The sequence below is a fragment of the Nguyenibacter vanlangensis genome, from assembly GCF_038719015.1.
Taxonomy (GTDB): Bacteria; Pseudomonadota; Alphaproteobacteria; order Acetobacterales; family Acetobacteraceae; genus Gluconacetobacter; species Gluconacetobacter vanlangensis.
In genome coordinates this window covers 1,848,240-1,861,048 of the sequence record NZ_CP152276.1, presented here as the reverse complement: position 1 = coordinate 1,861,048, position 12,809 = coordinate 1,848,240, and the positions used below count along the sequence as shown (strand labels likewise).

At 65.5% G+C, this 12,809-nt stretch carries 13 protein-coding genes; 12 read left to right on the top strand and 1 reads right to left on the bottom strand.

The genetic code is table 11. The features are described from left to right. Window positions 1-22: 22 nt before the first annotated feature. Window positions 23-3,319: an AAA domain-containing protein gene (locus tag AAC691_RS08575; protein ID WP_342629718.1), complete on the bottom strand. Its 3,297-nt coding sequence runs from the start codon at window positions 3,317-3,319 to the stop codon at window positions 23-25. Window positions 3,320-3,632: 313 nt separating this feature from the next. Here AAC691_RS08575 and AAC691_RS08570 point away from each other — a divergent pair, with 313 nt between their 5' ends. From AAC691_RS08570 to AAC691_RS08515, 12 genes are all read left to right on the top strand, one after another. Further along, window positions 3,633-4,313: a DNA methyltransferase gene (locus AAC691_RS08570; protein WP_342629717.1), complete on the top strand. Its 681-nt coding sequence runs from the start codon at window positions 3,633-3,635 to the stop codon at window positions 4,311-4,313. A 739-nt stretch (window positions 4,314-5,052) separates the two neighbouring features. Next, entirely contained in the window at window positions 5,053-5,271 is a 219-nt protein-coding gene (locus AAC691_RS08565) for a DUF736 family protein (RefSeq protein ID WP_342629716.1), read from the top strand. Window positions 5,272-5,467: 196 nt separating this feature from the next. Next, window positions 5,468-5,668 (top strand): transcriptional regulator domain-containing protein, encoded by a 201-nt coding sequence (locus tag AAC691_RS08560; protein ID WP_182997997.1) that lies wholly within the window; start codon window positions 5,468-5,470, stop codon window positions 5,666-5,668. A 70-nt stretch (window positions 5,669-5,738) separates the two neighbouring features. Continuing rightward, window positions 5,739-6,245, top strand: a complete 507-nt coding sequence (locus AAC691_RS08555) for a DUF2285 domain-containing protein (RefSeq protein ID WP_342629715.1) — start codon at window positions 5,739-5,741, stop codon at window positions 6,243-6,245. A 273-nt stretch (window positions 6,246-6,518) separates the two neighbouring features. Continuing rightward, window positions 6,519-6,773: an AlpA family transcriptional regulator gene (locus AAC691_RS08550; protein WP_182997995.1), complete on the top strand. Its 255-nt coding sequence runs from the start codon at window positions 6,519-6,521 to the stop codon at window positions 6,771-6,773. Further along, window positions 6,773-7,846 (top strand): replication initiator protein A, encoded by a 1,074-nt coding sequence (locus AAC691_RS08545; RefSeq protein ID WP_342629714.1) that lies wholly within the window; start codon window positions 6,773-6,775, stop codon window positions 7,844-7,846. The genes AAC691_RS08550 and AAC691_RS08545 overlap by 1 nt, the downstream gene beginning before the upstream one ends. Next, window positions 7,843-8,331: a DUF2840 domain-containing protein gene (locus tag AAC691_RS08540; RefSeq protein ID WP_342629713.1), complete on the top strand. Its 489-nt coding sequence runs from the start codon at window positions 7,843-7,845 to the stop codon at window positions 8,329-8,331. The genes AAC691_RS08545 and AAC691_RS08540 overlap by 4 nt, the downstream gene beginning before the upstream one ends. Further along, window positions 8,328-8,885, top strand: coding sequence for a S26 family signal peptidase (locus AAC691_RS08535; RefSeq protein WP_342629712.1), 558 nt, complete (start codon window positions 8,328-8,330; stop codon window positions 8,883-8,885). Before AAC691_RS08540 ends, AAC691_RS08535 begins: the two co-directional genes overlap by 4 nt. Window position 8,886: 1 nt before the next feature. After that, window positions 8,887-9,228, top strand: a complete 342-nt coding sequence (locus tag AAC691_RS08530) for a DUF736 domain-containing protein (RefSeq protein ID WP_342629711.1) — start codon at window positions 8,887-8,889, stop codon at window positions 9,226-9,228. Next, complete coding sequence (locus AAC691_RS08525) at window positions 9,225-9,821, top strand: hypothetical protein (RefSeq protein ID WP_342629710.1); 597 nt, start codon at window positions 9,225-9,227, stop codon at window positions 9,819-9,821. Before AAC691_RS08530 ends, AAC691_RS08525 begins: the two co-directional genes overlap by 4 nt. Further along, entirely contained in the window at window positions 9,818-10,522 is a 705-nt protein-coding gene (locus AAC691_RS08520) for a lytic transglycosylase domain-containing protein (protein ID WP_342629709.1), read from the top strand. The genes AAC691_RS08525 and AAC691_RS08520 overlap by 4 nt, the downstream gene beginning before the upstream one ends. Before the next feature lie 462 nt (window positions 10,523-10,984). Next, window positions 10,985-12,784 (top strand): DUF3363 domain-containing protein, encoded by a 1,800-nt coding sequence (locus AAC691_RS08515; protein WP_342629708.1) that lies wholly within the window; start codon window positions 10,985-10,987, stop codon window positions 12,782-12,784. The last annotated feature ends 25 nt before the right edge of the window (window positions 12,785-12,809 follow it).

Below are 12,809 nucleotides of genomic sequence, written 5' to 3'. Positions count from 1 at the left end.
ATCGCCGGGCCTAGCCCTGCGTCTACGACGCAGCGCTCACCGATTTCTGCTCGATCCATTCGTCGGGTGCCACCACAGGGAATGCCTGAGCTGCATGTGAGAAGAATCCGGCACCTCGCCATTCCTCGTGATTGCCGATGATGTAGAGCACGCGCTTCGCCCTTGTGGCGGCGACATTGAGCAGGTTCGGCGTGCCGCCGGCCCATGTCCGTGATCCAGGACGCGCGCCGCGCCCGGCTCCCAGCATAAGGATGACGGCTTCGGCCTCCTTGCCCTGAAACGTATGGACGGTGCCGATATGGCGTTCGATCCATTTCTCTCGATCCGTTCGGTTCAATTCGGGCAGGAAGCCCGAGGTCCGGCCCAATAGCTGCTTCAGGCATGTGGCCGGTATACGGAACGGGGAGATGACATAAAGGTCCGGACCTTGGGGCTGAAGACGGCAAAGTTCGACAATCGTCTCAGCGATGAGGCGTCCTTCCGCTTCGACCCATTTCCCGTTCGAAGGGGCGTCCATGTTAATCCATGCGCTTGGACCCAGCCGATCGCGGATGGCCGATCGACCTGCGCCCGTGGCATGGACCATGCGGCTAGCATAGGCGATCCGGTTAGCCAGATCGAACATCGGCTTCTCGCAGCGTCGATGCACGAGGAGGGGCATTCCGGTATCCCGGGTTGTTGGACCCTCTGAAACCGGATTCCCAATCGGGAAGCGACCCTGGATGACGCTCGCGCGGTCGGCCAGGACCTGCGCCGACACCTCCGGTGCCGCCCAGGGTTCCGTGGTCAGGCCGTTGCCTCGGAAGATCAGGGCCGTCGTATGTTCCGGCGTGGTCACCACCGGTTCGATCTGGAGGGGGTCGCCGATCACCACGGCGCGTCGGGCGCGCCAGATGGCGCCGACTGCCTGCTGAGGCGTTGCCTGTCCCGCCTCGTCGATCAGTAGCCAGCCGATCGACGCATCCCGGAAGGTATGGAACATCCGGCCGATCGACGCGAAGGTTGTGGAGACGACCGGCACCAGCAAGAAGAAATAACCCCAATCCTGCGCGCTTGCGTTTGCCGAGCCACTGACGACCGTGTTCAGGGCGGTCTTGAGTGGCCGGGGGCCAGCGGCCACGAAGGCACGGTGGAGACGGATGGCAGCAACGAACAACTCGTCACGCGCCCGGCGGAACCGTCCGCCGTTCCACGGGCTGCCCTTCTGGAACAGATCGTCCGGTTGTGCCCAGAATCCCGGACCGGGGAAGCTGTCGCCAAGCTCCCGTCGGCCATCTTCCAGTTGCTGCCCGAACCTTGCTGCTTCGGCCAGAAGCGTTTCCAGACGCGCTTCAGCGTCGGCGTAACACTTGCCCCGCCGTTCATCTTCGGCGATCGCGGCTTCGCGCCGCATCCTGGCATCACGTGTCGCTCGTTGCGCTTCATCGAGCCGGGCAATCTGTTCGCGGATCCCGCTTTCATGCGCTTGCCATGCCTGGGTCCGGAGCATTTTGGACAGGAAAGATGGCCGGACGGAGGTCAGGGCGCTGAGCTTCGTGGTTTCGAGTCCTTCGAGCCGTTCGGCTTCGCCTACCTGGCTTCTTGCCACTGCCGCCGCCCGCAATGCACCCTCGTGATCCAGCCGGCACTGCTCTCGCGTTTCGCTGGCCTGCGGCAGTTCCGTCTCGGCCTTGCGCAAGGCGTCGCCCGTGCGCGACAGCGCGACCAGTTCATCCCGTAGCCTTCGGCTACGAGCGAGGGCTTGGTGGAAAGTATCCTTGGCTTCTCGCCACCGCGCCATGGCCTCCGGATATCGCAGCGGTGGGTCGATTATACTCAGCTTGCCGGGCTTGCGACCTTTGCGATTCTGCGTATTGGGCCATCCTGCACGATTGAGCCAGTCATCCAGGCCCCAATCCTCATCTCGCCAAAAGCGGTCGAAGAACGTTTGCCGGTTCTTCATGTTGCCCAGCCGGGCCGCGATCAGGCCCCAGGCCCGCTTCGCAGGTTCTGCGTCCTGCTTCAGGCCGAGCAGATGGGTGGCGGTATGCCCGAAATGGTCGAGCCCTTCATCCCGCCAGACAGAGTCGTCGAGCGCTTTCTCGCGGACAGGCAGCTCGAGGCTGATATTCTCGACGGCGGCGTTGTTGCTGCTGGCGACGACGACGGCGAAATCCATCAGGTCAAGATCCCCGACCCCGTCCGAGGGCGTCTCGATATCGGCCAGCTTCTCGGCGCGCGCGACCATTACCTGTGCGACCAGATCGCGTAGTAGCGTGGTCTTTCCCGTGCCGGGTGGTCCGTTGATGGCGGCGAGACCTTCCGTCGCGAGATCGCGGGTGACGGCGTTGACCGCCGCCTGTTGCAGGAGGGTGAGCGGATGCAGGCCGGGGCCGGGCCAGCGTCCGAGGGGGAAAAGATCGGGTGAAAGGAGTTCCGCCAGTCGCGTCCGATCGGTCAGTGCGTCCCAGGGCGCGGCGGGCGGCGTGAGGCCGAGATAGGCGGCGAGGGCAGAAGGGAGAGAGGCTGCGTCGCGCAGGGCGCGGCCGAGGTCTGGCAGGTAGAAGCTGGACAGCAGGTCGCCATTCGGCGCGTTGACTTTCTCGCTCTCGATCGCGCACGGCACCGGGATCCAGAGATCCGCCGGCACCGACAGCGCTTCGGCGAGCTTCGCAGCGACGCCATGCAGATCCGCCCAAGTCAGGGAGCGCAGCTTCCCACCGCCTCCTCGTGGAGTGAGCAAGTCGGCAAAACGCGATCGCAGATCCTCTGCCTCACGGTCCCATTCTGCCAGTCCGGTAGGGCCGCCGCCACCAAGGATATGACCAACACCCCAGGCAAAGCTGGCGATGGCAAGGGTATCAGGCACCATGATGCCCCATTCGTCGAGCACGAGGCTAGCGGCAATCACGTTGCCCTTCATCGTGGATCGGTCGGTCTTGTCCTCCTCGTCGGGGTCGTTTTCGCCAATGGCGGCGTTCAGGCGCTCGAAGGATTTGCGCGTAGGCATGGCGCCGAGAATGACGTTGTACCAACGCCGTTTTGGACGCTCTTTTTGCGGGATCTGTGGTTCCGATGGCCTCTTCGAATCGCTCTCGAGGGAGGCAATCGGCGGTTCAGGAGGATCGGGCAGAATGGGCCAGGGCGTGGGATCGACCGGATGGGGTGGCTGCCAGAGGTCCGGTCCGTCCGTCGCGTCGGTTCGCCGGTTCCGGATGCGACCTTCGCGATCCGCGGCCAAATCGTTCCAGCCGGACTCCCGCGTAGCCTGCGGGGTCAGGACTTCCAGCGCGATCCAGGAGCGCAGGACACGGCGGACGGTGTCTGGTGTGACGGACATGACCACATCTTTGCCCCCGTAACGCTATGAAACAAGTCACATATGACTGCCCAGCGATGTCCGGTTAGGTAGTCTGGGTTGCATCCGAAATCGATCGAGAGAGTGAAAGAGCTAATGGCTCCGCCCTCGCGCTGACAAGGATGCGCGCCTTTGGCGCCGTCTGGGCCGGTATCCCCGGCCTTCCTGCGCTGCGCTCCGTGCAGACCGGGCGATCCCCCTCCGGCCCGGCCGCCCTTGCCGTTGCTACCCCGCTGCTCGCCGCGAGGCAGAGGAACAGCGGGGGCTGTTCCTCGCGGAACAAGGAGAAGGGACTATGACCGGCAGCACGAACACGGCGACCGATTTCCGCAACACCATCCTTGGCGGTGACAGCGCGCAGCTTATGCGGGCGATGCCGCGCAATTCGGTGGATTTCATTCTGACCGATCCGCCCTATCTGGTGAATTATCAGGGCAGGGACGGGCGCAGAGTGCGCAACGATGACAATTCGCGATGGCTCCGGCCCGCGGTCAACCAGATGCACCGCGTCCTGAAATGGGGCGGCTTCATGGTCTCGTTCTACGCATGGAATCGTGTTGATCTGTTCGCCGAAGCCTGGAAGGCGGCGGGATTCCGAATGGTCGGTCATATCGTCTTTCGCAAGAACTATGCGTCATCATCCCGATTCCTCCGACATGAACACGAGGCAGCTTACTTGCTCGCAAAGGGTAATGTTGCGCCGCCCGCCAAGGCGATCCCGGACGTGATCGACACGCCGTATTCCGGGAACAAATTGCACCCGACACAGAAGCCAGTGGAGGCACTGCTCCCCCTGGTGGAAACCTTCTGCCCGAAGGGCGGACTGGTTCTGGACCCGTTCGCTGGCTCCGGTTCATCCCTGGTGGCGGCACAACATCTTGGCCGCGATTGGCTGGGCATGGAACTGGACCCGGACCACGCTGCCACCGCGACCCGGCGGCTAGCCTGGCACGGCGCAAAGAGGGTGGCGGCATAAGCTGCCCCCCTTTCCGTGTCTCCCCCATGGTTTCATCATCCGCCGCCCGTGGGGACGCGGGCGCGGCGCCGCATCTGGCGCCGGAAATCGTGCTCGCCGGCATGCCGGCTCGCCTTTCTTCGTTGGTTCGGGAGGGCGGGCATGGGTCTTTCCGCCGATCCCTGATGCGGTGAGACAACGCGCCGCTTCGCGGCGCGAGTGGAAGGCGGCGGGCGTCGCCGCCTCGGGCATGAGAGGGCATGGCGCGCTCTGTGTCAGCGGATCGGGCAGGGTCCGGTTCTGCGCCGCGTCGCCGACGTGATGACGGTGCCGAAGCCCTCCCGGTTGGCGAGAGAGGCATCGGGGCAATCAGCCCCCGGCATGACCTCTCCGTCAGGACGGTTTCAAACGGAACGAGATACGCCGTCATCCTCGACGGCCGAAACCGCGCCCGATCCGGTCAGCGGATAGGGACAGTAGCCAGCTTCCGCGCCGTCACGCACGGCGTCGGTGGTTTCTGATCCAGCAGCCGCAGCCAGATCGCAGCCCCCGAGCAGGGGGAGGGATATGGTGCCAAGCCCACCGCTCTTTCGCGCAACGGACATCTTCTTCCACGTCGCCAGGCAGGTCTGCCCGCGCGACCTCTCCGTCCCCCAGCACCCGATATGTCGTTCTGCATTCCCCGATCCTGACGGCGCCGCACACCATGCCCTCTCGATATGGCCGATCTGCCCGAAGACCAGCTTCGCCTCGCCCGGCTATGGCGCAACAGCGTCCCGCAACTTTCTTCCCCTGCCGGATCGGAAAACTTGAGGCCGGGGCCGCCTGGATCAAGCACACCACGGATCGGTGCGAGTATCTCGGCGTGAAGCTGGACGATCCGACCCTTCCCGGTCCGATCTTCGCCAGCCTCTTTGAGGATGAGAACGGCGCCGTCAACCTGGTCTGGAGCCGCCCGCGCAGCCGCAACAGGGACTGAGGGCCCCGACGCCCCTCCCGGCAACCGGGAGGGGCTTTGGCGCCTCTGGCGCGTAACCGGGCGCGGATCGATCCGCGGGGAAGATCGGGTGATCTTCAAAACGGGGCTTCCCCTCGGGATCGACCGCCTCGGATACTGACCGTCCGGGCAGGCGGTGCCGCCCATTCTCATACAAAGACAAACGGGGGAGGGCACCATGCCCGGAGCAGACTGGCAGGTCCAGGCGCAGTACCAGCATCTGCGCGACGCAACGCCGGCCGAACTCGGCTGGGAGTATCTGCGGCGCAATCGGTGCTACCGCGACGAGCAACGGGCATGGTCCGAACTGGCCCCCGACGACCCCCGGCAGGCGGCATTCGCCCGCCGCTGGGGGCCGCGATTTCGCCGCCGCTCCTGACCAGCCCTTCGGCGCCCTGACCGCGCTGTGGTCGCGGCTGATCCTGCCCACCATCCTGGTCGTCAGGCCATTGCCGCTAGGTCAGACGCTGACGCCGCGCCGTCTCGACATCCACGCTTTGTCGACGGTGCGTTGCATCGAAACGCCCGACGGGATCTACGTCTCCTGCGTCTGCGGCGGCGTCACCTGGCAGCTCTGGATGGAACGGCGCTGGCCCGGACAGCACCATTATGCCTTCGACCACGCCTATGACCGTTTCATCCCGTTGCGCGCGCACGAGACCATCCGCTTCTGGCGCGTGCTCGCGGGCCTCTCCGACCCCGGCCCGTGGCACAGAATGTCCCGGCAGTCCCTCGACCGCCATATCCTCGCGCTGCGCGTGGCCGACGCCCGCGCCGCTGGCGTCGGCGAACGCGTCATCGCCGAATCGCTGCTCGGCCAGCCGGTTGCCCGGTCCGCGGACTGGTCCGACCTGTCGGCGCGGGCTCAGTTCCGCCGCCTCGACAGCCTGGCGAACCGCATGATCGCGGGCGGCTATCGCGATCTCATCGGCTATCCGCTGTCCCGCCGCGTCTGAACACGGCATTTTCCCATCGCCTGCCATCGCGTCGCGTCCCCGCGCATTGCCTTCCGGCAGCGGAGCAGAAAAGCCCCGCTGCCGGAAGGGATTTTCATGCCGATGCGGCAAACGGCGGTCTTCGGATGACGAAACGGACGGATGTCCGTTTTGTTCCATGGACGTTTTTGTCATCGACAAAAACGTCCATCCCCGGCCCGCCGATTGTCCAGCAGCCTCTCTCCATGCGCGCCGATGTCCCGATCCGGCGCGTCAAGCGAGGGAGATTTTGTCATGACGGAAACGCCACGTCTGATGCGCGTCCGCGAGGCGGCCCGGTTCCTCGGCATTGCGGTTCGCACCCTGGAAAAGCATCGCACCTACGGCACCGGCCCGCTCTACCGGAAGGTCGGGGGCCGGGTGCTCTATGCCGTCGAGGACATGATGGCCTGGACCGCCGAGGGTGCGCGCCGCTCGCCCTCGGACAAGACGTCCAGCCGGGTCTTCCCAGCCCGGCCGCTCACCCCTGAAGAGCGGGAGAGCCTGTGATGGGCGGCGATGAGCGCTGGCGCGAGCCCGACCGCCGCTTCGTGATCAGCGGTCCCGCCCGCCCGCGCGATCTGCGCGACCTCATGGAGCGGCCGTTCTTCGCCCTCGGGAAGATTCCCCGGTACGCGCCCATCCATTACCGCGCGGGCTACACCGAGGTGCATGTAATCCCGGATGGAGCGACCGGCATGGCGACCATCTGGGACGCCGACGTGCTGATCTGGCTGGCGGGCCAGATCGTCGACGCCCTCAACCACGGCCTCTGGGTATCGCGCCATGTGCGCTTCACGCCCTGGCGGCTGTTCGCCGATCTCGGCTGGGCCGATGGCGCGCACCAGTACCGGCGCTTCCACGGAGCGCTGGCTCGCCTGGCGGCGACCACAGTGACGACGACAATCCGCAATGGCCCGAATTGGCAGGAGAAGCCGTTCACCTGGGTCAGCGACGTGCGCGTCTCCAGCGACGATGGCGTCGCGCTGACGCTGCCGGAATGGTTTCTTGATACCATCGCCGAGCCGACGCGCGTGCTCACCGTCGATCCGGCCTATTTCCGCCTGCGCGGCGGCGTCGAACGCTGGCTGTACCGGATCGCCCGCAAGCATGTCGGTCGGCAGAGGGGGCAGTGGCTGTTCGAGACGGAGTTCCTGTATTCAAAATCCGGGAGCCTGATGCAACGGGGCGATTTCGCGTCGGCGCTCAGAAAAATCGCCGGAAATACGGCCTTCCCGCGCTACCGTTTCGCGGTGTTCGTTTCTCGCGGCGTGGAATATCTGCGGATTGAAGCAACGGCACAATCCACCGGACCTGTGGACAAGCCTGTGCGACATCCCGTTGCAATAAATGTGGATTGTACCGTTGGATTACGCGACGGCATACCGTTTGATCGTTCTGAAAACCCCCATGCAACGCCTTGTCACATAACGGAATCCGACGGTCGAAACTTAGTACATAACTTAAAGAGTCTTAATAGATGTAGGGAATCGCGGTTTTTCGCGCACCGCATTTCCGGTCGCGGGGGTAAGCGAAAAAAGGCTCAGGACGCGGTCGCGGATCGCGGGGCCGGTGTCCCATGACCGCCCGTTCTTTCCGGCCGACGGACCATGCGCTCACCACCGTCGAACTGACCTGGATCGAAAAGCGCATCGAGCATTGGGTCCGCTTCGGCCACCCGGTCGAGGATCGCATCCTCGACCGCCGACGTAGGCTGATGAGCTTCACGCCGGACAGTGTGTTCGCCTTCATCCGCTGGGCCGCGAACGATTTCGGGACCGTGGTGTCCTGCATCGACATCGTGTGCGCGGTCGGGGCGCAGGAAGCCTGCCAGACCGTGCCCTTCGTGCGTCCCGGCGGCGAGAGCCTGCTGCGCCAGAGCGGCTGGCCGAAGGTGCGCCGGGTGCTGGAGGCCATCGACGGCGTCGAGGCGCTGGGCATCGACCCGGCCGCCGCCTGTCCCGATTACTGGCGGCATCTCCACCACCGTCTGACGGCTCGTCAGGAGCCACGCCCGTACACGCCGGAACGCCATTCGGCCTGGCTGCGCCGGAGGGAAGCGTCATGACCCGGCGCGGCTGGTTTTTCACCACCTATTTCGCCGTGCTTGGCGTCGGCGCCTCGCTGGCGGTCCACCCCGTCCCGCGCCTGGTCTGGAACGCCACGGCGAGCGTTCCGGTCGGCCTGTATCGGCTGCGTCCCGATCCCGCGCCGCGGGTCGGAGACATCGTCGCCCTGCGGCTGCCGGACGTCCCGGCGATGCTGCTGGCGCGGCGCGGCTACCTGCCGCTCGGCGTTCCGTTGCTCAAGCCCGTGGCAGCGATTGCGGGGCAGATCGTCTGCCGGTTCGGCCCGCAGGTCATAATCGACGGAACGCCCGCCGGTGACGCGAAACCTGTCGATCATCGCGGCCGTGCGCTGCCCGTCTGGCAGGGCTGCCGGCGTCTCGATCCCGGCCAGGTCTTCGTCATGAACCCGGCCGAGCCGCGCAGCCTCGACGGGCGGTATTTCGGCCTGCTTCCCGTCTCGGCAGCCATCGGACAGGCGACGCCGCTCTGGCTGCCATCCAGGCCGGAACATGCCGCCGAACCTTCCTTCATCCCTTCTGCGAAAGGACGTTGAGATGACCCAGATCGGCTTCTTCACGCGCGTTGCCGGCGGCTTTGCCGGCCGACTGCGCACGCTCTCCCTCGACGCGGAACTGACCTTCGTGCCGGCGGAGACCAGCGGCGCCGAACACGCGCCGGATTATCGCATCCATCTCGGGGACAGCGACAGCGGACCGGAGGTCGGGGCGGCCTGGAAACGGATCGGCGAACGGGCGGGCGAGTATATCTCCGTCGCCCTGGACGATCCCGTTTTCACGCAGCCGATCCGCGCTACGCTGTTCCAGGCCGGGCGCGGCAAGAACGAATGGCAACTGGTCTGGAACCGTCCCGCAAAACGTCCGGGAGGCCGGGAATGACCGCCCGGCCGCTTCGGATCGGCTATGCCGACCCGCCCTATATCGGCTGTGCGCATCTCTATCGCCACCAGCCCGATTATGCCGGCGAGGTCGATCATGTCACGCTGATCGAGCGCCTGGAGCGCGACTATGACGGCTGGGTTCTCCATGCCGGTGCGACGCCGGAGTCCTTCGCCGTGCTTGCGCCGCTGGTCGTGACAACCGGTGCGCGCTGGATGGCTTGGGTGAAGAGGTTCGCCGCCTTCAAGCGCAACGTGCCGGTGGCCTATGCGTGGGAGCCGGTGATCGTCAAACCCGCGCGCAAGCCCGTCGTCAGCCACCGCCTCGTGATGCGCGATTGGATCCAGGAAAGCATCACGCTGCGCCGCGGGCTGACAGGCGCGAAGCCGCAAGCCGTCTGTCATTGGCTGTTCGAAATGCTCGGCGCGCGTCCCGAAGATGAACTGGACGATCTGTTTCCCGGCACTGGCGCTGTCACGGATGCATGGCGCGTATGGCAGCGGAAATTTCTGTTGCCCGGAGACAGTACGTCATCGTCTGCGCCACGCTCACCCCGCCAGAAGCAGAAGGACGGACAGGGGCGGTCGCCATGAAGCGCCGTTCTCTTATCGGCATCGTGCTCATGCTCTTCCCGGCTGCTTCTCATGCACAGGATCTCGATGGTTTCGTGCGTCAGGCGGCAGAGCAGAATGCGATCCCGCCCGCGTGGGTTCGTGCTGTCATCACCGCCGAGAGCGGGGGCGACCGTGGCGCGATTTCGGGTGTCGGCGCCATGGGGCTGATGCAGCTTATGCCCGACACCTGGTGGGTACTCCGGCACGATCTCAACCTGGGTGCCGATCCCTTCGATCCGCATGATAATATCGTGGCCGGGACAGCCTATCTGCGATGGCTGCACGACCGCTATGGCGATGCGGGTTTCCTCGCCGCCTACAATGCCGGTCCCGCCCGCTATGACGAACATCTGGCGACTGGTCGTCCGTTGCCCGGCGAGACGGTTTCCTATGTCGCGCACGTTCGGACCCTGATCGAAAACCCGGCGTCTTTTCCTTCGGAATTGGTCTTGAAAATCTTCGCGGATTGGAGGGCGGGATCGCTTTTTGTCGGAGCAAAAGCGACTTCGGAATCGTTCATGCCGGTTGCAGTTTCCGTGTCGCAAAGGGCCGTATCTCCTCATCCCTTTCCGGCCGAATTTTTCTCGGCCCGTGATGGTTTCCGGCGTCCCGATTTCTTCGTCTCTCGCAGCGCACCGGAGCAGGATGACGATGCGCGGACAAGAGTCACGAAACCATGAGAACAGGACAGGGCAGAAGGGAGTGGGGCAACGGCAAGATTAAAGGGCGCGGCACTCCGTCCGGCCCGAACCTGCGGTTTTGTCTGTCTGCACATGGGGTTGGGGTCCCGCGTTACGGCACTGCCGATTTTTCGCGTGGAGTACGTCTGTTTTCCGGAAACTGGCTGTATTCTGCCCTTCTGCACGGCACTGTGCGGGAAACGGCGGTGAATTGCGATATCGGCCATGTCTTCTGACGATGACACAAGTTTCCAGGTCCGGCCGGGTCGCATCCGTGGCAAGAGGGGCGGGAAGACCCGGAGTTTCCTGTCGCGGATGCGTGCAACCGTGCGGCGGTCGGGCAGCTCGCGGCCGTTTCGAAATCTGGCCATTTCCGGCTCGCATAAACCCGGCGGTGCCGGGGGCGCTGACACGCGCCGTGGTGGTAAATCCGGCGTCCGGAAGGGACGCGGCGCGGCCTTCGTGAGGGCGCGTCACATCGCGGGCTGGACCCATCAGAATCCCGGCAGCCGCCGCGTCATCGTCAAGTCGCGCATGATCCGCACGCCCGGCCGCGACGGCAGAGCGCGTGCCCATTTGAAGTACATCCAGCGCGACGGCACCTCACGCGAGGGCGCACGGGGAGAACTCTATGGCCCGGAGGTCGATCGCGTCGATGGCGACGCCTTCCTCGAACGCGGGCACGATGACCGGCACCAGTTCCGCTTCATCGTTTCGCCCGAGGATGCCGACCAGATGCAGGACCTGACCGACTTTACGCGGGATCTGATGACCCGGATGGAGGCCGACCTCGGCACGAAGCTGGATTGGGTGGCGGTGAACCATTTCAACACCGGCCACCCGCATGTCCATATCGTCATCAGCGGCCGCGACGAACAGGGTGACGATCTGGTCATCAACGGCGATTACATTGCCCAGGGCGTGCGCGAGCGGGCGAGCGAACTGGTGACGCTGGAACTCGGCCCCGAGACGGTCTTGGAACAGCGCCGCAAGCTGGAGGCCATGGTCGAGCAGGACCGCTTCACCCGGATCGACCGGCAGTTGCTCGTGTTGGCGGAAGATGGCCCGATCGACATGCGCGGCGACCAGGGCGGCGATCATGTTCTGCGCCTGCGGCGGCTCACCAAGCTGGAGCGGATGGGCCTCGCCAACCAGGCCGAGCCGGGCGTCTGGCAGCTTGCGCCGGAGACAGAGAAAACGCTGAGGGAACTCGGCGAGCGCGGCGACATCATCCGCGCCATGAACCGGGCGATGCGCGAGCAGGGCCGCGCCTCCGATCCCGGCCTGTTCGCTTTCCATGACGCGGCCTCGCGCGTGATGGTGGAGGGGCGCCTGATCGACCGCCATCTGGCCGACGAGCTGGGCGAGGCGATCGGCCTGGTCATCGACGGCGTGGATGGGCGCACCCACCATGTGACCGGGATCGATCCGGCCGCGCTGGAGGGCATGCGCACCGGCAGCATCGTCGCGGTCGGCCCGGAGGTCGTCGGCCCCCGGCCGGCGGACCGGGAGATCGTGGCGGTCGCGGGGCAGGGTGGCGTCTATCGTGCTGACGTCCATCTCGCCCGTGCGCAGGCTATGCCGCGTATTCCGGGTGGCGATGCGGACGCCTATGTCGCCTCCCATGTGCGCCGCCTGGAGGCCCTGCGCCGCGCCGGCATTGCGGAGCGGATCGAGGACGGGGTGTGGCAAATCCCAGGCGACTATCTCGACCGTGCGGCCGCCTACGATACGGCCCGCGCGCGCCGGCTTTCCGTCCGGGTTCTCTCCAACCTCGATCTCGACGCCCAGGTCACCGCCGATGGCGCGACCTGGCTGGATCGCGGGCTGGTATCCCGCGGGACATCGGACGTGGTCGATGCCGGCTTCGGGCACGAGGTGATCGCGGCGCGACAGCGGCGGCAGGAGCTGCTGGTCGAACGGGGGGACGCCTGGCGGGACAAAGAGGGGAAGATCCGTTACCGCAAGGGGTTGCTGGCGACGCTGGAACGGCGGGAACTGGACCGTGTCGGCCAGGAGATGGGGGCATCACGCGGGACGTCGTACCGCGCCATGGCGGAGGGGGAGAAAATGCGCGGCACGCTGAAGGAAAAGGTCCGGCTGGCGAGTGGAACCTACGCTCTGGTCGAGAACGCGCAGGAATTCGTGCTGGTGCCCTGGAGGCCGGTGATCGACCGCCGCATCGGGCAGGAGATTTCCGGCGTCATGCGGGCCGGGACGATGGACTGGCAGTTGGAGCGTGCGAGAGGGATTGGGTTATGACCCGGATTTCCAGATGTAACTGCTG

Bases quoted from the DNA above. Each gene is read 5' to 3' on its own strand.
- AAC691_RS08575 (WP_342629718.1), bottom strand. From the start codon at position 3,319: ATGTCCGTCACACCAGACACCGTCCGCCGTGTCCTGCGCTCCTGGATC.
- AAC691_RS08570 (WP_342629717.1), top strand. From the start codon at position 3,633: ATGACCGGCAGCACGAACACGGCGACCGATTTCCGCAACACCATCCTT.
- AAC691_RS08565 (WP_342629716.1), top strand. From the start codon at position 5,053: ATGGCGCAACAGCGTCCCGCAACTTTCTTCCCCTGCCGGATCGGAAAA.
- AAC691_RS08560 (WP_182997997.1), top strand. From the start codon at position 5,468: ATGCCCGGAGCAGACTGGCAGGTCCAGGCGCAGTACCAGCATCTGCGC.
- AAC691_RS08550 (WP_182997995.1), top strand. From the start codon at position 6,519: ATGACGGAAACGCCACGTCTGATGCGCGTCCGCGAGGCGGCCCGGTTC.
- AAC691_RS08545 (WP_342629714.1), top strand. From the start codon at position 6,773: ATGGGCGGCGATGAGCGCTGGCGCGAGCCCGACCGCCGCTTCGTGATC.
- AAC691_RS08540 (WP_342629713.1), top strand. From the start codon at position 7,843: ATGACCGCCCGTTCTTTCCGGCCGACGGACCATGCGCTCACCACCGTC.
- AAC691_RS08535 (WP_342629712.1), top strand. From the start codon at position 8,328: ATGACCCGGCGCGGCTGGTTTTTCACCACCTATTTCGCCGTGCTTGGC.
- AAC691_RS08530 (WP_342629711.1), top strand. From the start codon at position 8,887: ATGACCCAGATCGGCTTCTTCACGCGCGTTGCCGGCGGCTTTGCCGGC.
- AAC691_RS08525 (WP_342629710.1), top strand. From the start codon at position 9,225: ATGACCGCCCGGCCGCTTCGGATCGGCTATGCCGACCCGCCCTATATC.
- AAC691_RS08520 (WP_342629709.1), top strand. From the start codon at position 9,818: ATGAAGCGCCGTTCTCTTATCGGCATCGTGCTCATGCTCTTCCCGGCT.